We start from the raw sequence: 20,048 nt of genomic DNA on the forward strand, positions 1-20,048 counted from the left end.
TATGAATGATTTTTTAACCACAGAGGCCGCAGAGGGCGCAGAGTTAGAGAGGAGAGGGTATGTTACGGATTTGGTTTGAGCGAATGTGCGGTCGATCGCTTATACTAGAATATCTGGTTGTGTGCCCTTCAAGGACGAAACAGGACTGAAGTCCTCACTACAAACTTAATTATGATTATTTAATCGGACTTGATATCAACTCTCAGTTAACCGCTAACTACTAACAACTAAGTACAAAAAACGTTTCTGAACAATGGAAGCAAAATCCTACAAAGACACCGTAAATTTGCCCAAAACCAAGTTTGATATGCGCGCCAACGCCGTCAAACGTGAACCAGAATTGCAACAATTTTGGGCAGATCAAGAAATATACGATCGCCTTTCGCACAATAACCCAGGGGATTTGTTCGTCCTCCACGACGGCCCGCCCTACGCTAACGGACAACTCCACATCGGCCACGCCCTCAACAAAATTCTCAAGGATTTTATCAACCGCTACCAAATGCTGCGCGGTAAAAAAGTCCGCTATGTACCCGGTTGGGATTGTCACGGATTGCCGATCGAACTTAAGGTATTGCAAAACATGAAGTCGGACGATCGGCTAAATCTTACTCCGATCGATCTCCGCCGCAAAGCCTCCGCCTTCGCCCAGGAAACAATGGCGCAGCAGCGCACATCCTTTCAGCGCTACGGCGTTTGGGGCGACTGGGAACACCCGTATTTAACCCTGAAACCCGAATACGAAGCGGCTCAAATCGGCGTTTTCGGTCAAATGGTGCTCAAAGGCTACATCTTCCGCGGCTTCAAACCCGTGCACTGGAGTCCGAGCTCGAAAACAGCCCTCGCTGAAGCTGAATTAGAATATCCCGAAGGCCACGTCTCGCGCAGCATCTACGTCGGCTTTCACGTGAGAAAATTGTCAAAATCCCTGCAAACGAAGCTCAAGCGCTATATGCCGAGCCTCTGGGCGGCGATTTGGACGACTACCCCCTGGACGATTCCGGCTAACTTGGCGATCGCAGTTAATCCCGAACTGATGTATGCAGTGGTGGAACCGCCGGCAAATTCCCACATTGCACAACAATTTATGTTAGTTGCTGTCGATGCGGTCGATCGACTGTCGGCAACTTTGAATACTGAATTAAAAATCCTGGCTACCTTCCCAGGTAAAGATTTAGAAGGTTCCACCTACAAACACCCGTTGTTCGATCGCGAAAGCCCGATCGTTGCCGGTGGCGATTACATTACCGCGGACTCAGGAACCGGATTGGTGCACACTGCACCCGGCCACGGACAAGAAGATTTTATCGTCGGGAAACGCTGCGGTTTGCCAGTTTTAACCCCCGTTGATGAAAACGGAAATTTCACCGCCGAAGCAGGACAGTTTGCAGGTTTAAATGTCCTCGGAAACGGCAATGCCGCAGTCATTGATGCCCTTGCGGAAGCAAATTGTTTGATTAAAGAGGAAGCTTATCCTCACTCGTATCCTTACGATTGGCGGACTAAAAAGCCGACGATTTTTCGGGCGACTGAACAGTGGTTTGCATCCGTTGAAGGGTTCCGCGATGAAGCGTTAAAGGCAATTTCCGGTGTGAATTGGATTCCCGCCCAAGGGGAAAATCGGATCACGGCTATGGTTAGCGATCGATCGGATTGGTGTATTTCTCGCCAGCGGACTTGGGGCGTGCCGATTCCCGTGTTTTACGACGAAGAAACCAACGAACCTCTGTTAAATGAAGAGACGATCTCGCACGTGCAAGCTATTTTTGCCGAGATCGGTTCCGATGCTTGGTGGGAAATGTCGATCGCCGAATTGCTACCGGAATCATACCGCAATGACGGCCGCACTTACCGCAAGGGCACAGACACGATGGATGTGTGGTTTGACTCGGGTTCTTCCTGGGCGGCTGTGGCGAAAGGGCGATCGGAATTAAACTATCCTGCTGATATCTATTTGGAAGGTTCAGACCAACACCGCGGCTGGTTTCAATCGAGCTTACTTACCAGTGTAGCAACTAACGGCGTCGCTCCCTACAAAACAGTTTTGACTCACGGTTTTGTCCTAGATGAAAAAGGCCGGAAGATGAGCAAATCTGAAGGCAATGTCGTCGATCCGGCGTTAGTAATTAAGGAATATGGCGCCGATGTTTTGCGGCTGTGGGTGTCTTCGGTAGACTACTCCGCCGACGTGCCTTTAGGCAAAAACATTCTCAAACAGCAATCGGATGTTTACCGCAAGATTCGGAATACAGCGAAGTTTTTGCTGGGGAATTTGCACGACTTCGATCCGGCAAAAGATGCCGTTGCTTTTGAGGATTTGCCGGAACTCGATCGCTATATGCTGCACAGAATGGGTGAAGTGTTTGCGGAAGTTCAAGAAGCTTTTGAAAGTTTCCAATTTTCCCGATTCTTCCAAACAGTGCAGAATTTCTGTACCGTGGATTTGTCTAATTTCTACTTGGATGTTGCCAAGGATCGACTGTACATCAGTTCGACAGATGCGCGCCGCCGCCGCAGTTGTCAGACGGTAATTGCGATCGCAGTCGAAAATTTAGCACGGGCGATCGCACCTGTGTTGTGTCACATGGCTGAGGATATTTGGCAGTACATTCCTTATCAAACACCGTACAAGTCAGTATTTGAGGCTGGTTGGGTGCAACTCGATGCTAAATGGCACAATCCAGAATTGGCGACTCGCTGGCAGTATTTGCGACAAATACGCGGCGAAGTTAACAAGGTTTTGGAACAGGCGAGGACTGAAAAGGCGATCGGTTCTTCTTTGGAAGCTAAGGTTTTATTGTACGTTCCCGATGTCGCAAAAAGAGCGCAATTGCAAGCTTTGAATCCCAGCAGCGAAGGATTGATGGATTATGTGCGATCGCAAAATGCAGCCATCCAACTAGCAGAAGACGAGAAAGCCAAAGCAGTACAAGACAAACAAGAATCACAAGCAGCAAGTGTTGCCAAAGTCTTGACAGAAAAGACAGTTCATGTTGAGGAAGAAACTGTCGCCAAGGGCGATGCAGCTTCTGAGATTGTAGAATATTCTGCCCCAGAAGCATCTGCTTTAGATTTGCAGGAAATGTTAGATAAAAGCGCCCAGTTTGTGGCGGATTTGCCTAACTATGCCGGCAACTTTTTCACAGAATACCAAACATTGCTGGTAACACTTGGGCTGTTAGCTTCTGTGGTGATAACGGGTAGAGTCACCCTGGCGGTTTTGGATACAATGAATCAGATTCCGCTGCTGGGCGGCTTGTTTGAAGTCATCGGTATCTTGTTTACAATCTGGTTTGCTTTCCGTCACTTGCTGTTTGCAGAAAGCCGCCAAGAAATGGCACAAACAATTGATTCGCTGACAGCAGATGTGCTTGGAAAGTCAACGGCGCTGGTACTGGTAGAAACACAGGAGATTGTGCTTTCACTTCCAGTAGAGACAGCCCTTGTACCAGTACAGGCGATCGCACAAACAGCCCCAGTCGAACAAGTGTTTGCAGAAACACCCGAAATCCCGACAGCAGAATTAAGTGCGATCGCGCCCAAAGCAGAAATTCCTGCGGAAATAGCTGTACACCACCATTCTGCAAGTGGTAGCAACGGTGTAGACGAACTGCGCTACTTGTTCATTACTTCGGAAGTGGAACTGATAGAATCGAATGCAGTGATGCAGGAATTGCCGTACAGTTACCAGTCTCCAGAGTTGGCGATTGGTGTAGTTAAAGCAGACGGCCAAAAGTGCGATCGATGCTGGAACTACTCTACTCATGTCGGAGAGTCGATCGAACATCCGGTAATTTGCGAACGTTGCGTCTCAGCAGTTGACGGCAAATTCTAACCCTCGCCTCCAACCCCTCTGAGCTCGGGTTTCGTTTGTGCAGACGCGGTTTCAACCGCCGTCTCCAACTCTTGTGGGATGGGCTTCTCCAACTCTTGTGGGATGGGCTTCTAGCCCGTCCCAAATATACAATTCAAATTGTGTATAAAAAATCAAAAACCTCTTGTGGGATGGGCTTCTAGCCCGTCCCAAATCCACAATTTAAATGCGAAAAACCCTAACAATATTGAGTCTTAAAGATTCATTTATGATTATCGTCATCGCCTTCTGTAACTCTACATTTCCTCCATAAATTCAAACAGAGAATTACAGCAAAAGGCACGAAAAATACAACTGCTGGAACTATCCAAAAAGCACCACCGCCAATCAGACTATCGCCATCTGGCGTGATACAGCTAGAATTAGCCGCCTCGATACAGTCCCGCCATTTCCAGTACCGCACATAAAACAGATAAAAGAAAAAAGAAGAGCAAAACAGACAGACACTCATTATAATATAAGACATCTGATTACAAAAACAAGAGTTAATTGAAGAACTTTTCTATTTCTTATTAAAAAAACGGCAGACAAATTCACCAGGATTGTTTTGTCCAAACGCCAAAACAGTGCCATCTTGCTTAACTGTACTGTGGCTGCGGCAATTGTAGACTTCCAGAGGCTGCTTGACTCCATCAACACTCAGAATTACCCTGTATTCCCAGTAGTTTTTCGCACTGCGCTTGATATCGACAATGCAAATCTCGCGCCCTTGATAGTTGCGGCATACAGAAGCCTCAGCCGGAAGGGCGGCGCAGAAAAAACAGATTAATAGCAACAAGTAGCAAACATATTTCATGATTCGCGATCTATTCTACTGCATAACCAGTAAACTTTCGCATAAACGGCGGCTGAAATCCCCACACAATGTCCTCCTTGGGAACTCCGGCTATGACTAAATCTTCAGCAATATCATCTTCAGTCGCATTCCATTGCAGCCAAATTTTCCCGCCCTTGATATCAATGTGAATGCTACAGTGATGCACTCTAGTCTGTTTGTCCCAGCCCACATAGAAGATTTGGTAATGATCTCGTTCTGTATCAAGAATTGTCTCGACTTCAATATCTCCGTGGGCAGGTTTGCGGTTGCCGTACTCCATTAACATTTGCTGTACAATTTGCCGATATTTGATTAGTTTTTCCATTTAACAATTACCTCAATTGCTGTATCATAAACTATCATTTTTAGCTGATTTTCCTCCACTCTTGCTTTCGGAAAATCTAGTTGAAAGAATTATTCGTAAGTTATTAATGGCACAGCCAAGTACAAAATGCGATCGGGTTCTTTTTCTTTCAGTGCAGCTCGGTAATTAATGAACTGCCCCAAAGCTCTGTGGAATTCGGAGATTGCCGACGATTTTGTCAAAAAGCTTTTAACTTCAACGGCAATTTTTTCGCCTTGCCTTTCTGCTGCAATCAGCCTTTCTGCTCCCAGATCGATCGACATATTGACACCGCCCACACTAATCGGAAACGGATCGTGGGTAATATGCCAGCCTTCTTTTTGCAAAGCTGTTTTGACAACTTCATGAAAAACATCTCTGGCAGACATAATCAATTGATAAATAACTTACTTATTACTATCATACCTCTTAACCGCTAAATACAACAGTAGCTGTAGGGTGCGTCGCTACCTTGAATCCCAAAAAAAGAGCGACAATCTCAGAGCGACGCACCTTACTTACTCGAAAATTGTGTATACCACATATACATGGAATATGCTGTAATTTAGCGTGCTGGCGGTAGCTTGATTTCGATACCCACTTTTTGGCCTAAATCGATCGCACTACTAGCAAAATCAGTCATCCCTGCGATCGGAATTGCGATCGCAGTACCGGCCGCAATCATCGCAGTCAAGCTCTTCTTTAACCTGGCTTTATTCCATTGGCTTTCCGGTTTCTTGATTTCCGCTTCGACATCTTCAATATCGATAATTATCCCATCGCGGATGTCTTCGGGAAACTGAGCGGCGGTTTCACGCATCGATGAAATCAGTTTCAAAAGTTCGGCTGTATTGGCGTTATTATTTTGCACTGATTGATTGCCGCCAACTTCGGCACTGTTTGACGAACCGCCGATATTGCCGGAGAAGTTAGCACCTTGAAAAGCACCTTGAAAGTGGTTGATTTCAGAAGAATTTTGAGTCATTTTTGCTTCGGCTTTATTAATAATAGGTCTACTAACAGCTAGTTTAGCGATATCTATAAGGTCGTCATATTCTCTGCCGTATTTGTCATCGCCCCTTTGCCTTCTGCGCCGAAGTTCGATCGACTCATAGCCATCCAACAAAGGCCGCAAATCCAGTTTAAGTTTAAGTTTCCCCACCCGAACCTTAGTCTCGCCCATCTCCTCCAATCCTAGCAACTCCTCGTAATCCAGCGGATCGGCATCTGGATAACCGGGAACCGGCACCCATTGACTGATTTCCAGATTGGCAAAAGAATTGTGGATTTTGCTAAACGTATCCCGAATCATACTCAGAAAAGAACGCCGCGTCGATTCCCGCCCGCTAACGGCGATCGAGATTTTCTCATCTTCCGGGTCAGACTTAATTCGGGCGATATTGTACACTTCAGCGCCTTCGGTGTACTCCAGCATTACCCCCGTGCGCCAGTGGGTGCAGTTGTGGATTTTCTCGTGCATCAGGACGATGAAACGCGACAGGATGCTGTCGGGGAGGATGCGGTAGTGATATTGAAATTCCAGGGTTTCGCCTTGGAGTTCGGTGTTTTCCGGTTCTTCTTTCGGCAAAATGCCGGGGATGAGGAAAGTCCGTGGGGTGCAATGGCTGAGGGGGAAGCAGAGTTGAAATTCGCCCATCAACTCGGTGAGGCAGTTGTAACGGTGGCTGGGATATTTAGTTGAGTCCAGGATGCGGCTGAGGTCGGCGTAGGTGAGAATGCCTTTGGTTTTGACTTTGAGTGCGTCGTCGCTGAGGAGGGCATAGATGCCTTCTGTCACCCAGTGGGGATTGAGGATGTTGGTGGATTGCAGGATGGGGTGTTCGCGGAAGTTGAGGACAATGCCCAGGTTGTGCAGCAGTCCGATTAGTTGGGTTTGGTCGGTTTCTGCGAGGATGTTTTCTGTGGCGCAGATGGTGGCGTATTCGCTGATGCTGATGAAGTCTTTGTCGAGGTTTTCCAGACGCTGTTTGACTTGGAACCAGCTTAGCGGCAAAAGATCGTAGACTTCCTTGAGTTCGGAGATTTCGGTGTGGATGGCGCTGCGGAGTTCGTCGATTCCCGTGCCGCTTTGGCAGGAGGTTTCGATAATCGCTTTGATGTTGGGATATTTGTCCCGCAAGGCTTTGCGGTTGAGATCCAGGGGTTGTTCGTCGGATTTGTTGCCGACGAGGATGACGGGGGATGCGTCGCCGAAGCTTTCGATCAGTTTCAGCCAGTATTCGAGGCGGTTTTCGTCTTCGCTGGTGCGGCAGTTGGAGACGAGGAGGTAGAGGCTGCGTTTGGTGAGGAAAAATTGGTGGGTGGCGTGGTAGATTTCTTGTCCGCCGAAGTCCCAGACATTGAGTTTGACCGGTTTGGTGTTGACTGTAATTTGCAAGTTTGTGATGTTGAGTCCGTCGGTTTGGGGCTGGTTGGGGTTGTATTGGTTGTGGGTGAGGCGGTTGATCAGGGAGGTTTTGCCGACGCTTCCTTGGCCGACGAGGAGGACTTTGGCTTCGTTGAGGGGGAGGACTTCGCCGCTGCGGAGTTGGCGCAGGTAGTTGAATATGGCGGCGGGAGTACCGGGGTCTTCGTTCAGGTTGTCGGGCCCTAGGACTTCTGGAGAAATGGGCAGGGGATTGCGACGGAGGTCGAGTGTTTCAAGTTTTGGGAGGGTTTCTAAGCATTCGGGAATCTTTTCAATCTGATTGTTAGCGAGGTAAAGCTCTGTCAAATTCGACAGTTTGCCGAGAGCTTCGGGAATTTCCGCTATCTGATTGTTCCAGAGGTAAAGCCGTGTCAAATTCGACAGTTTGCCGAGAGCTTCGGGAATTTCTGCTATCTGATTGTAACTGAGGTAAAGCCCAGTCAAATTCGACAGTTTGCCGAGAACTTCGGGAATTTCTGCTATCTGATTGTTACCGATATCAAGCCCAGTCAAATTCGACAGTTTGCCGAGAACTTCGGGAATTTCTGCTATCTGATTGCTATTGAGGTAAAGCCGTGTCAAATTCGATAGTTTGCCGAGAACTTCGGGAATTTCTGCTATTTGATTGCTATTGAGGTAAAGCCATGCCAAATTCGATAGTTTGCCGAGAACTTCGGGAATTTCTGCTATCTGATTGTTACCGATATCAAGCCCAGTCAAATTCGACAGTTTGCCGAGAGCTTGGGGAATTTCTGCTATCTGATTGAAACCTAAGTCAAGGTATTCAATATTAGCAAGTTGAGCGATCGCATCTGGGATGTGTGTTATCTGATTTCCTCTGAGCTTAAGCTGCATCAGACTGGACATTTGGGTGAGTGCTTCAGGGATTTGTTTTATCTGATTGCTAAACAGGTCAAGATATGTCAGGTTAGACAGTTTGCTGATCGCATCCGGGATTTCTGCAATCTGATTGCCAACGAGGTGAAGCTGTCTCAGTTTGGACAGTTTTCCGAATGTTTCGCAAAGATTTACTAACACTTCTAGGATGTCTTCAATCTGATTGAAACTGAGGTCAAGCTTTGTCAAATTGGGTAATTTGCCGATCGCATCTGGAATTTCTGTTAAACCAATGCTGGTTAAATTCAAACTCTCTAATTGCTTCATTTCCAGCAGCAATTCTGGTATCGTTCCGAATGGATTGCAGCTAAGGTCAATCGATCGCAAATTTTCCAGCGATCGCAATTCCTCTGGTAGTGAGGTCAATTTATTGGTAATCGGCTGCGGAGTCCATTTACCATCAACTCCTCTCCATCTATTTACCTTCCCCAACACCAACGTCTCAAGCTGCGTGCACTTGCCAATCTCCGGCGGCAATTCCTCCAACCCCAACCCCGCCAAATCCAATTCTGTCTGGCCCTCATCAGCCGCTTTGTCGATTAACTGCAACAAGTGCGATCGCGTCATATCCTTTGTCTCCCCGTAGTCTTCATTTGATTGTGACAGGATTTTTTGGTTGGTGGGGAAAGAATCAACCACACGGCCCGAAAGAGGAGACGGCAGTGCCGTTTCCCTACCCGAAAATTATCGTAGGGAAACGGCATTGCCGTGTCCTGCTTGGCCTACGCATCACCACCCGTAGAAACCGGGTTTTTTCCCCATGTCTCTGGCTGTCACCAACAATTCTCGTAAAAACCCGGTTTCTGGCCACCCGCGACAATCTAAGAAACCGGGTTTTTTTGAGTTTCTGCGCTGTCACCAACAATTTTCGTAAAAACCCGGTTTCTGGCCACCCGCGCAAAATCTAAGTCCTCTTTATGTTAATGGGAGATGGACAATCCGATCTTGGTATTCGTTATCGAATGAACCATCAGCAATCAAAATTAATTCCTCAATATTTTGCCCAATACTTAAATCTGAGTTGAGAATGAAAATCCCTGGAATATGTCTGCCTTCAGCCATATGATCTGTTAGATGAACGGGCATTGACTTGCGGTTGTTCGTCACTAAAATAAAACGATTATCCTCACACCAAATCAAAATATCTGGATCGAGCGTACTTTTCGGAGGTGTACCAATGTCGCCCACTGCCCAAACTACTAAATCCGGGCGTTTCCGGCGAAGCTATGTCGCATAAATTGGCGTAACATTCTCATCCATCAAATATTTAAGCGCCATTTCTCAAGCACCCTGGATCGCAGTTTGCCTTTCCCGTTCAGCTTTCAATTTTCGCAATCTTTCCGCAGCCGGATGGGGATTTGCTGCTTGCATTTTTCGCTGCTGATGCGACCATTCTAACCAATCTTGTATGTATCGACTTACTGATTCCTTGTTAAGCAAATAATACAAAATAGTTGTGTAAACTTCTGCTAAAGTTAGAGAGGGATAGAGTTGCTGAATTTCTTCGGCGGTGCGTTCCCGATACAAATACTCATACAGCACCGTCTCAATCCCGATGCGATGTCCTTTAATCCGAATATCATCCGCTGCTAAGAAATCAAAATACTCATTCAGTCCCATATCTAAAATCCCTCTTTTAGCTATCTACTATTCTACTATTCGGTTTGATGAGAAACTATAATGCGATCGATTTCTGCGCGGTGGCGATCGCTCCAACCATCATATCAAATTTCCCCTAGAATCGGATTTCCCCGCAAATCGAGTTTTTCTAGATTCTCCATGCTGTCGATCGCCCTTGGGATTGCTGTAATCTGATTATCATTCAGGTAAAGCTGTCTCAGATTCGGCATTTGGGCGAGATTCTCAGGAATTTCTGTAATCTGATTGCTGCTGAGGTAAAGCTGTGACAGATTCGAGAGTTGGGCGAGATCCTCTGGAATTGCTGTAATCTGATTGTATCGGAGGTAAAGCTCTGTCAAATGCGACAATTGGGCTAGATCCTCTGGGATTACTGCAATCTGATTTTTACTGAGATTGAGCTGTGTCAAATTCGCTAATTTTCCTAGCGCCCCTGGGATGGCTGCAATCTGATTGTGCGTGAGGTAAAGCTTTGTCAAATTCGACAATTGGGCGAGAGAGTCGGGGATTTCGGTAATCTGATTATTATACAGGTCGAGGTCTGTCAGATTCGACAATTGGGCGAGAGAGTCGGGGATTTCGGTAATCTGATTGTAACTGAGATCGAGCAGTTTCAGCTTTGACAGTTTTCCGAGTGATTCTGGGATGACAGCAATCCGATTATTATAGAGGTCAAGGTCTGTCAGATTGGATAGTTGGGCGATAAAATCTGGGATAGCTGCAATCTGATTGTAACTTAAGTCAAGCACTGACAGATGAGAGAGTTGGCAGAGAATTTCTGGGATTTCTGTTAAGCCAATACCGCTTAAATCTAAACTTTCAAGTTGCGTACAGTTGGCAATCTCCGGTGGCAATTCCTGCAACTCTAATCCCGACAAATCAAGTTTTGTAATTTTTTTATCAGTAGCTAGATTAATTCGTCGTAGTGCTTCATCGCGCGTCATATCCTGAGTCTCCGCGTGTGTTTCCCCGCCATCTTGTTTCTATTCAGGCAGGAATTTGGAAGATCCGGAAAAATTGGCAAATTGAGATGAGCAACCGGGTTTCTATTATAAATAAACGTCCGCAATTGTCATTACGAGGCACGAAGCAATCGCCAAGACTAAGATTGCTTCGTTCGTCGCAATGACATATATCAGTTGTTTACGCAGGGAGCGAGAAACCGGGTTTTTATTAATCTTTGGTTAGGTGATGATAAATACGGAAAGAAACCCGGTTTCTGAGGTCTGTGTTACCAAGAGAACTGAAATGATGGTAGGCTTGGCATAGAAACTTGTTTGTTTATGAATCAAATTAAACGTGTTGCCATAGTGGGAGGAACCCACGGAAACGAACTCACAGGAGTATACCTTGTGAAGAAGTTCGATCGCGCGCCAGAGTTAATTGGGCGATCGACTTTTGAAACAATCGCCCTGCTAGCCAACCCCAAAGCCTGCGAAATTGGGAGACGCTACATCGATATCGACCTCAACCGCTGCTTTCGCCAGCAAGATTTAGAAAATCCCCACCTCTCCAGCTACGAAGCCCAGCGGGCGAAAGAGATATACCACATTTTTAGCTCAAAAAACACCGAGCAACAAAGCTTAATCATCGATTTGCACAGCACCACATCGAACATGGGGCTAACATTTATTCTCGCCAGCCAGCATCCCTTTAACCTGCAACTAGCAGCTTATTTAACCTCTATCTATCCGCACCTCAAGTTACTGGCTTCGCCAAGCAATCATCAAGATAGTCCTTTGTTGCGATCGATTTCTGAGTTAGGCGGTACGCTGGAAGTTGGCGCAGTCGCGCAAGGTGTTTTAGATGCGTCTTGGTTTCAGCAAACCGAGCAAGTTATCGGGACAATATTAGATTGCACAGAAGCCTACAATCTAGGCACAATGCCCGTTGTCAATAATTCCCTGACTATTTATCAAAGCATTCGGGCGATCGACTATCCGAGAAACAACTCTGGAGAAATTCAGGCAATGATTCATCCTCAGCTACAATCGAGAGATTATGAAGCATTGAATCCGGGCGATCCGATGTTTTTGACCTTTGAGGGCGAGTCGGTCTTGTATGAAGGTAAATCAATTGTTTATCCAATTTTTATTAACGAGGCGGCTTACTACGAAAAAGGAATTGCCATGTGTTTTACCCAAAAGCAAATTGTGGTTATGTAGCGTACATCAGGGCTGAATTTGGCAACCACTTACTCAATAATTTCCCCCTGACCAAGAATTTCAAAGGTGGTATAGCGGTTGTCAGAAAGATGAGGTACGTTGTTGGGCTTCAGCCCTCTTAGTCGAAGGGTTGTGTGGGCTGCCAGTCATACCTCATCTTTTTGAGAAAGGCTATATAAGCCCCCGGATTTATCCGTGGAATCAATCCCAAATCGAAAATCAAAAATCCTCTCTTCCCCCGGATTTATCCGTGGAATTAATCTAAAATCTAAAATCTAAAATCGATTGACGCACCGTAGCAATTACAATTATTAATTCCATAGAAATTATCGGTTATTTGCATAACTCCCCGCCGGAAATAGCCCTGCCGTTTCCCTACAGATGAAATCCTCTAAGCAATATTGTTCATAATTCGTATTGCCACAAATCTAGGAAACAAAAACACCCGATCGATCGTCGAGATTCCTGAGCAAGTATATTTTGAATGATTAATAGATTTTTCACTACCCACCTCAGCTTTACATCCCACCGGCGAATGATTTTACTATCAAAAAAACAGATTTCTACAATTTTGTTGACCGTGGGGTTGACAACTATTTCTAGCTGTGGTAATAACACGGGAGTTAATGCGCCGATCGCCCAAGCCAACTCGATCGCCCAACGCCTCGTCTCTTCAGCAGTCGCCCAACAGCCCAACAGCCCGAAATTCGGTCAGCCGATCGCCTGTACCCTAGGAAAAGACTGTTTTGTCATGCACTATTTCGATCGCGATCCAAGCCCTGGCGCCGTTGAATTCGGCTGCGGGCGACAAACCTACGACGGGCACGACGGCATAGATTTTGCCATTCCCGACGCCAAAGCAATGGCTAAAGGAGTCCCCGTTGTCGCCTCCGCTGCGGGGAAAGTTTTGCGAGTGCGAGATGGTGTAGTCGATCGGCGTTTGCAAAACCAGACAGACAAAACCAACGTCGCAGGTACAGAATGCGGCAACGGTATGGTAATCGATCACGGCAACGGCTGGGAAGCCCAATATTGCCACCTCCGCCAAAACAGCCTTGTTGTCAAACCGGGAATGCAGGTACAAAAAGGCACTGTTTTGGGCATGGTGGGCAACTCTGGCTTAGCCTCTTTCCCCCACGTACACGTCACTTTTCGGTACCAAGGTAAGCCAGTAGATCCGTTTGTCGGGCCCGATGCCAAATTAGGCTGCAACATTGCCCGCAATCCAATTTGGGACAAGCCGATCGACTATGTTTCTACCGGTTTAATTCGCGCCGGTTTTGCCCCCAAGCCGCCGGATGAGAATACTGTCTGGGCGGGACAATTTTCGGAAACTCAACTACCTGTCAACAGTCCGGTTTTATTGTTTTGGGTGCAGAGTTACGGAGTCCTCAAGGGCGATCGCGAACAATACAAAATCTTTGCACCCGATGGCAAAACAATCGTCAACGACACCAAGGAAATTCCAGCCTCCAACCGCACTTGGTTGCGTTATGTCGGCAAAAAAAACAGCACAAATTCTCCTTTGACTCCCGGAGTGTGGCGCGTAGAATATCGGTTGACGCGGGGCGATCGGGTTTTAGCAGAAGTTAAGCGAGAAGTTGAATTGCGTTAGTGGCTAAGCCTTATAAACTTTAATATCCCTTTATTTCTTAGTCCGCGGAGGCGGACATCGTTTGTGTAGATGCGGTTTCAACCGCCGACTTTTATTTAGATTTAGTTCCCGATCGCACTTTTAAAAGAATGTCATACAGTCAATTCATCAACCTAGAAATGATTGAAACCAACTTTGGCATCACCATTGCTGACAAAGTTGGTATTTTTGCCAATTTACCCAAATCCGAGTATAGCGACCTTCTCAGTCAAACCCTGCAAGAAAATATCTCTTTAGCTTTAGCAATTAATACCGAAAAAGCTCGCTCAGAATTAATTGTTACACCTATTTTAGTAGAACTGAGAAAGCAGTTTAAGTATCAAATTAGCTTGTTTTCAGGAAAAGAGTTTAATGTAGATTTAGAAAAAGGATTGACTGGTTTTTGTGATTTTCTAATTAGTCGTTCTCCAGAACAACTTTTAATTAAAGCCCCGGTTGTCGCCTTAGTAGAAGCTAAAAATGATGATATCCAAGCTGGATTGCCACAATGTATGGCAGAAATGATTGCAGCTCAAATTTTTAATGAAAGACGAAACAATAATATTTCCGAAATATATGGAGTGGTCACAACCGGAACAAACTGGAAATTTTTACGACTTAGCAATCAAATTATGGAAGTGGATTTAAATGATTATTTTATTGATAATATCAGTCAAATTATTGGCATATTAAAATACTTAATAAACGCAGCTAACCTGTGAAACTCAAACTATCTTGAAAGTCATCTGCGTTTATCTGCGTTTATCTGCGGTTTCCCCAATCAAAGATTTATGCCATAAGTCTATAATTTTTGCACGATCGCCAATTCTACCGGACAATGTAGCTGTCATCAGCTTATTGTCCCCGGCTCGATCGCACTGGCGAATGCTTCTGATTTTGACAATTTAGGGCAAATTTTCCCAAGCTTGAGCCACAATCTCACTCAGCCAGCGCCTTTGAGTCAAATCGAGCAGATTGTCGTCCGCCAGTACCTCAGCCTTTAACTCATCCAAAGACTGCGATCGCGATCGGGCAATCTGAACCACACCCACGATCGCAGATGCCACCAATTCTTCATTCAGCGGCTGCTGTCGCAAAGCAATCATTTCTTGAGGATTCGTAGGAATGGGATAATTCATGAAATTGCATACCGAAGAAAGTAGATATTCAGCCACTGCGGGGTTTCCAGCCAATTAGCTAAAAATCTGAGAACAATGTAAACTTATTTAAAACTAAATAAGTATTTGGGAGTATAGCCTACTTTGCTCCCTTGTCAACTCCCCCATCTTTATGAATTTATTGAGAATTGAGACATTAAAATGCAAGAAATTCTTTATTTAGAAGTCCCGACACCCGATACAGCAGCCGTCTGCACTTGGTTGCAACAGGAATTCGATCCCGGAATCGGAGAAAAAATTATTACTCCTGACGGTTTTCGCCTGCTTTCCAACGTAACAGCAGCCGAATTGGTCAAATCTGGATCTCAAAATGCTAATCTAAAACCGACATTCGCCTATAGCAATTCCGAAAACCGCAATTCGCGATCGACAGAACTTTCGACCTTTGTCTGGTCAGTCCAGCGCACAACTTATTTAAAAGTCTTTCGTATCGAAGACGCACCCGCTGGAGAAAGAAAGTTCCTGGAAACTTTGAATCTGGCTGTCAGAAACAAGTTTCCCGAACTATACCCCCAACCCCCCGTTATAGACCTCTCCAAACAGTCAATTTTTGAAGCTCTTGCCCCCTATTACCCCCTTACCGTCAAATACTTCAAAAAAATGCCCAAAGGCGAATACGACCTCCAGCGCGTCTACTGGTGGGAGCAGCGCTGGCGTGAAGGTACTCGCAATCCTCAAGCGCCAAAGCAAGTAGTGTTTTTGAAGAAGGAAGAAGTCCGAGGGAAGTCGGAAGAAGGAAGAGGGAAGAGGGAAGAAGGCACAGTTTCGGTGTCGGATGTTGGGGATAGTTTTAAGGAAGAAGGAAGAGGGGAGAAGAAAGAAGGCACAGTTTCGGTGTCGGATGTTGGGGATACTGTTTACGACTTGATTTATATTGGCGGGGCGTTGGGGGTAATTCACGCCGCAGTCATGGCGAGATTGGGCTACCGAGTGCTGCTGCTGGAAAGAATGCCTTTCGGGCGGATGAATCGCGAGTGGAATATTTCGCGGGATGAAATTCAAAGCTTAATTGATTTGGGTTTGTTTACGGCTGCGGAAATCGAAACTTTGATTGCTAGAGAATACAAAGATGGCTATAACAAGTTTTTTGATGCTAACAATCCAACCGTTGCTCAAGCCCCAATCCTGCACACGCCGAAGGTGCTGAATATAGCTTTAGATGGCGAGAAATTGCTGTATTTGGCGGGAGTTAAGCTAACAGAAGCTGGTGGGGAAATTTGGGACGAAACTGAATTTGTTAGAGCCGATGTTGAAGCAAAAAAAGTAGTGGTTCAAGCCAGCCACTTGCCGACAAAAGCCGATCGCACAACCTCCGCCCGACTGCTCGTGGATGCCATGGGTTCAGCTTCTCCCATCGCTTGGCAATTGAACGGAGGACGGGCGTTTGACAGCGTTTGCCCCACCGTCGGAGCTGCCATTGACGGAGGATTTGAGCCTGGAGTTTGGGATTCTGACTACGGGGATGTTCTCTACAGTCACGGCGACATCTCCCGGGGGCGCCAGCTCATTTGGGAACTGTTTCCCGCTGCTGGTGGAGAACTGACAGTTTATCTATTTCACTACCACCAAGTACATCCCGAAAATCCCGGTTCTTTGCTAGAACTGTACGAGGACTTTTTCGCTATTCTGCCGGAGTACCGTCGCTGCGATATCGACAAATTGGTGTGGAAAAAGCCGACTTTTGGTTATATTCCGGGGCATTTTAGCAGCAACAGCAGCGATCGCGCCGTGGCAGTCGATCGCCTAATTGCGATCGGCGATGCAGCATCTTTGCAATCTCCCTTAGTATTCACCGGTTTCGGCTCCCTCGTCCGCAATCTTTTCCGCTTAACTGACCTTTTGGATACAGCATTAAAACACGATTTATTAAGTGCCAATCACTTAAACCAAATTCGCGCCTACCAGAGCAACGTGTCAGTAACTTGGCTGTTTTCTAAAGGGATGATGGTTCCCACCGGCCGCAGTTTGCCGCCCCAGAGAATTAATTCAATTCTCAATACCTTCTTCGGCATTTTGGCAGGACAAGAACTCACCGTAGCCGAAACTTTTATCAAAGATAGAGTCGATTGGCTAACTTTCAATCGATTGGCGATTGAAGCAGCCGGAAAAAATCCTTCTCTGCTGCTGTGGATTTTAGATTTTGTCACCTTGGGGGATGTTTGGCGCTGGTTGGGGAGTTACTTGACTTTTACTCTGTTGGCTTTAGCTAGTTGGCTGTTCGGATGGCTACCCAGTTTCGCCCGCAAGGTACAGCCTTGGTTGGAACCCAGATATCCGGGTGTTTGGCTGTGGCTGTTGGCTACCAGCTATGCTCTCACCTACGGCATGGGAAAGGGGAAAAAAGAGTTTTCAGTTGATAGCTGAGTGCGAGCGTTTCGCTGACGTTGAACACGCGAGGATCTCGCTGACGTTGAACACGCGAGCGAGACGCTCGCACTGCACTCGGAATAATATTTTTCCGGTCAAAACCCAAACGACGATCTGTCTTTTTGGTAATTGGTAAATTTGAGCAATTACCAATTACCAATTACCAATTACCATAAAGAATTGGTTTAAAGCCGGAACCCTGATCGGGAGAAATTAAAAGAAGACGATTGATTACTCCAATCCTCTTCCTTCTTTTGTCAACTATCAACTGTCAACTGTCAACTGTCAACTGTCAACTGTCAACTTGCGTTTGCTATCGAAAACTCGGCAATTCAATTTCAGCCAGCGATCGACGTTTTTTAGAAGCCCGCAACGGATTGGAAATCAAGGTCAGCCACTCGGGTTGTCCGGCTGCTGTAGGTTTGACCGCACTCGATCGCACTTCCTGAAGGCCAAAGGTTTCCACTGAATTCAAAATTTGAACCGCCTTAGCCAATTCTTGGCTGCCTAAGGTGGGCGCAGCAGTTTCTGGTTCAGGTTCAGGCTCAGCCGCCGGCAGTTGAGGTTCCGCAACCCCAAGGGGCGAGTTTGTTGCTGGCTCAAACGGCTGGTAGGTTTCCGTCTCCTGCAATTGAATGCCGGATGCTTGGGCTAATTTGTTAAGTTCCATATTTGCGATCGATTCAGGGTCGATCGCATATTCAGCAAGCGCTGCCTCTAGATGCTCTTCGGGATCTGACCAAGCTTGGACAGGGGCAGCGTTGAAGGCTGGTGGCAGGGGACTCTGAGAGCTTCTGACTGCCGCTAGCAAGGATTCTAATTGCTTGTGGGCGCTATCTTCCGCCTCGTCAGGTGGCTCAATAATTGGAGATTTCTGTGGCCTTTCCAGACTTTTTTCCAAAGCAGCTTTAAATTGCAGAGTGTGGCGCTGCTGGCGGTGCAAGCGCGATCGCAATTCCCTGCAAACATTTTCGGTAGCTACTAGCTGGTGAAACTGTTCGTTGTAGCGCTGCACAGTAGACGCACATTCTCGCTCCACAATCGCTAACCTGGTTTGGCTGGTTGTCAACTGACTGCTTAAACTTTCCACTAAAATTTCTTGACCTTGCAGAGTTTGATGGGAAACTTCCACTTTCCCAAACAGTCGCGTCAATTGTTCTTGAATGCTTTCTAGTTCAGCAGTCCGCTGTTCTAGTAACGTTTCGCGATTCTCCAATTTGTTGTGGGACTCTTCGAGGGCTGTTTCTAGCTGAGCGATTCGCTGCAAAAGGTCGCGGTTGCATTCGTGCAGCGCTTGCATGAGGGTAACTGGTGTCGATCCTTTGTTCTTAGCCTGTTCGGCATTCCCAAGCAGATTTTTGAGATTGTCTGAAATCACGGGCGATCCCACCTCTGGCGGCTGTGTCTGAGATGGCAAATTGTTCGGGGAGGGTGTTGTGGGAATTGCATCTACGCTGATCGCGTTGGGAAAATCTAGTGTTTGCCAGTCTTCTTCTGGCTGTTGGGGCACCGTTGCGGGAGTATCTGTCGGACGGGGGGCGATCGGCTCAAAACCCCCAGCAGCAGCAAAATTTGACTGCAATCCTTCGTTCTCGGATCGAACAGCAGGGTGGGGTTGGTGCTGACTGGCTCGAAGATCAGCTTCTGACATGGCTTTTTATCCCAATAGTCACAGGGTCTCAGATACAGTCTATCCTTATAGATTATCTAAAAGAAAGCCCCTAGTTATTGGTTATTGGTTATTGGTTATTGGTTATTGGTTATTGGGCAAGCAGGGCAAGCAGGGCAAGCAGGGCATTGGTCACAAGCAAAATTCTCCGATTGGGGACTCCGACATTCGGGCATTCCGAGATTTCCTGCGATCGGCTAAACTTTAACAACTGCAAAATGTTTGTCAACAATTGCTGGAACTTCTGCCGGTTTGATGCGACTGTAGCGAGTTTTGTCCGGCATCACCACTATATTTGGCCCTGCTTTGCACTGTTTGAGACATCCGGTTCCCTGAACAGTAACTTGCCCTTCTAAACCCCGCGCATTCAAAGCATTTTCTAAAGCTTTACAGACTGCTGCGCCGCCCCGCTTCTGGCAGTCGGATTTTTGACACACTAATATTTTGGTTTGAGTTTTTGCCGCAGCTTTGACAGTTTGAGCTGCTGTGGGAGTGGTGACTTCGGTTTTGCCGATCGCGCCAACGGATGTCAGTACCCCAGCAGGTACGCTGGTAGAGTCGAGGTGTTCGGGCGATCGATCGTTGTGGCCCCGAGCCAGAGTGAGGCTGTGAGCTTTCAGTTTTATTTTACCGTTTTTCAAATTGAGTTCTTTCTCACCTGCAACTTGAACTCTCAACCCAGGAGTCAAAACAGGCGCTAAAAATGACCGCAATTCCTTGGAAAGTTTAACAAGGTATTCTACTTTGCGATCGCTGCTAATACGCAAATATTTAAGTTTATAACCATCTTCAATAATCAGGCTGAGGATTTCTCCCTCTAGGCTGAATTCAGAAACTTGCTTGCCAGACTTATACATTGTCATAACTCCTGGGTTGACTGTTCGGTGAAAATTATCAAACTTGACAAGAAAACGTCGCCAGTGAAGGTATTTATGCGTTGAATCGCATCATTATTTTTACTTCTTCCGTCTTCCTTCTTCCGTCTTCCGTCTTCCTTCTTCCTTCTTCCTTCTTCCTTCTTCCTTCTTCCTTCTTCCTT

At 46.5% G+C, this 20,048-nt stretch carries 14 protein-coding genes and 1 pseudogene; 5 read left to right on the forward strand and 10 right to left on the reverse strand.

The genetic code is table 11. The features are described from left to right. Positions 1-253: 253 nt before the first annotated feature. Complete coding sequence (gene ileS / locus JGK11_RS04130) at positions 254-3,835, forward strand: isoleucine--tRNA ligase (RefSeq protein ID WP_293210661.1); 3,582 nt, start codon at positions 254-256, stop codon at positions 3,833-3,835. Between the two features lie 541 nt (positions 3,836-4,376). On the opposite strand, the gene JGK11_RS04135 is transcribed toward ileS, so the two are convergent. From JGK11_RS04135 to JGK11_RS04165, 7 genes and pseudogenes are all read right to left on the reverse strand, one after another. After that, positions 4,377-4,670 carry a hypothetical protein gene (locus JGK11_RS04135; RefSeq protein ID WP_293196980.1) on the reverse strand — a complete coding sequence of 98 codons (294 nt, stop codon included), beginning with the start codon at positions 4,668-4,670 and terminating at the stop codon, positions 4,377-4,379. A 10-nt stretch (positions 4,671-4,680) separates the two neighbouring features. Beyond that, a complete protein-coding gene (locus JGK11_RS04140) occupies positions 4,681-5,016 on the reverse strand; it encodes a XisI protein (RefSeq protein ID WP_293183425.1) in 336 nt (111 codons plus the stop codon). Beyond that, positions 5,004-5,423: pseudogene (locus JGK11_RS04145) on the reverse strand (XisH family protein). The gene JGK11_RS04140 and the pseudogene JGK11_RS04145 overlap by 13 nt, the downstream one beginning before the upstream one ends. 176 nt (positions 5,424-5,599) lie before the next feature. Then, positions 5,600-8,998, reverse strand: a complete 3,399-nt coding sequence (locus JGK11_RS04150) for a leucine-rich repeat domain-containing protein (protein WP_293210664.1) — start codon at positions 8,996-8,998, stop codon at positions 5,600-5,602. A gap of 276 nt (positions 8,999-9,274) precedes the next feature. Next, positions 9,275-9,547: a hypothetical protein gene (locus tag JGK11_RS04155; protein ID WP_366053377.1), complete on the reverse strand. Its 273-nt coding sequence runs from the start codon at positions 9,545-9,547 to the stop codon at positions 9,275-9,277. Positions 9,548-9,640: 93 nt separating this feature from the next. After that, positions 9,641-9,979, reverse strand: a complete 339-nt coding sequence (locus tag JGK11_RS04160; protein ID WP_293178597.1) for a DUF433 domain-containing protein — start codon at positions 9,977-9,979, stop codon at positions 9,641-9,643. Positions 9,980-10,083: 104 nt separating this feature from the next. Further along, on the reverse strand, positions 10,084-10,941 hold the full coding sequence (locus JGK11_RS04165; protein ID WP_293178594.1) for a leucine-rich repeat protein: 858 nt from the start codon (positions 10,939-10,941) through the stop codon (positions 10,084-10,086). A 339-nt stretch (positions 10,942-11,280) separates the two neighbouring features. Here JGK11_RS04165 and JGK11_RS04170 point away from each other — a divergent pair, with 339 nt between their 5' ends. The 3 genes from JGK11_RS04170 to JGK11_RS04180 all read left to right on the forward strand — a co-directional run bounded on the left by JGK11_RS04170 (position 11,281) and on the right by JGK11_RS04180 (position 14,517). Beyond that, the gene (locus JGK11_RS04170; protein WP_293178591.1) at positions 11,281-12,162 is read left to right on the forward strand and encodes an aspartoacylase; all 882 of its coding nucleotides are present in this window, start codon (positions 11,281-11,283) and stop codon (positions 12,160-12,162) included. 484 nt (positions 12,163-12,646) lie between these two features. After that, entirely contained in the window at positions 12,647-13,777 is a 1,131-nt protein-coding gene (locus JGK11_RS04175) for a M23 family metallopeptidase (protein ID WP_293210666.1), read from the forward strand. Positions 13,778-13,935: 158 nt separating this feature from the next. After that, positions 13,936-14,517, forward strand: a complete 582-nt coding sequence (locus tag JGK11_RS04180) for a hypothetical protein (protein WP_325314830.1) — start codon at positions 13,936-13,938, stop codon at positions 14,515-14,517. 183 nt (positions 14,518-14,700) lie between these two features. Here the strand turns inward: JGK11_RS04180 and JGK11_RS04185 are convergent, their stop codons facing one another. Next, positions 14,701-14,934 (reverse strand): hypothetical protein, encoded by a 234-nt coding sequence (locus tag JGK11_RS04185; RefSeq protein WP_293153381.1) that lies wholly within the window; start codon positions 14,932-14,934, stop codon positions 14,701-14,703. Positions 14,935-15,114: 180 nt separating this feature from the next. Here JGK11_RS04185 and JGK11_RS04190 point away from each other — a divergent pair, with 180 nt between their 5' ends. Then, positions 15,115-17,337 (forward strand): flavin-dependent dehydrogenase, encoded by a 2,223-nt coding sequence (locus JGK11_RS04190; RefSeq protein WP_293210668.1) that lies wholly within the window; start codon positions 15,115-15,117, stop codon positions 17,335-17,337. Between the two features lie 316 nt (positions 17,338-17,653). On the opposite strand, the gene JGK11_RS04195 is transcribed toward JGK11_RS04190, so the two are convergent. Then, positions 17,654-18,991: a hypothetical protein gene (locus tag JGK11_RS04195; protein WP_293210670.1), complete on the reverse strand. Its 1,338-nt coding sequence runs from the start codon at positions 18,989-18,991 to the stop codon at positions 17,654-17,656. A gap of 215 nt (positions 18,992-19,206) precedes the next feature. Beyond that, positions 19,207-19,872 (reverse strand): (2Fe-2S) ferredoxin domain-containing protein, encoded by a 666-nt coding sequence (locus tag JGK11_RS04200; RefSeq protein ID WP_293210672.1) that lies wholly within the window; start codon positions 19,870-19,872, stop codon positions 19,207-19,209. Positions 19,873-20,048: the final 176 nt, after the last annotated feature.

This window comes from Microcoleus sp. PH2017_34_RAT_O_A (assembly GCF_020737885.1).
Lineage (GTDB): Bacteria > Cyanobacteriota > Cyanobacteriia > Cyanobacteriales > Microcoleaceae > Microcoleus.

Bases quoted from the DNA above. Each gene is read 5' to 3' on its own strand.
- JGK11_RS04160 (WP_293178597.1), bottom strand. From the start codon at position 9,979: ATGGGACTGAATGAGTATTTTGATTTCTTAGCAGCGGATGATATTCGG.
- JGK11_RS04175 (WP_293210666.1), top strand. From the start codon at position 12,647: ATGATTAATAGATTTTTCACTACCCACCTCAGCTTTACATCCCACCGG.
- JGK11_RS04170 (WP_293178591.1), top strand. From the start codon at position 11,281: ATGAATCAAATTAAACGTGTTGCCATAGTGGGAGGAACCCACGGAAAC.
- JGK11_RS04165 (WP_293178594.1), bottom strand. From the start codon at position 10,941: ATGACGCGCGATGAAGCACTACGACGAATTAATCTAGCTACTGATAAA.
- ileS (WP_293210661.1), top strand. From the start codon at position 254: ATGGAAGCAAAATCCTACAAAGACACCGTAAATTTGCCCAAAACCAAG.
- JGK11_RS04200 (WP_293210672.1), bottom strand. From the start codon at position 19,872: ATGACAATGTATAAGTCTGGCAAGCAAGTTTCTGAATTCAGCCTAGAG.
- JGK11_RS04195 (WP_293210670.1), bottom strand. From the start codon at position 18,991: ATGTCAGAAGCTGATCTTCGAGCCAGTCAGCACCAACCCCACCCTGCT.
- JGK11_RS04135 (WP_293196980.1), bottom strand. From the start codon at position 4,670: ATGAAATATGTTTGCTACTTGTTGCTATTAATCTGTTTTTTCTGCGCC.
- JGK11_RS04185 (WP_293153381.1), bottom strand. From the start codon at position 14,934: ATGAATTATCCCATTCCTACGAATCCTCAAGAAATGATTGCTTTGCGA.
- JGK11_RS04190 (WP_293210668.1), top strand. From the start codon at position 15,115: ATGCAAGAAATTCTTTATTTAGAAGTCCCGACACCCGATACAGCAGCC.
- JGK11_RS04180 (WP_325314830.1), top strand. From the start codon at position 13,936: ATGATTGAAACCAACTTTGGCATCACCATTGCTGACAAAGTTGGTATT.
- JGK11_RS04140 (WP_293183425.1), bottom strand. From the start codon at position 5,016: ATGGAAAAACTAATCAAATATCGGCAAATTGTACAGCAAATGTTAATG.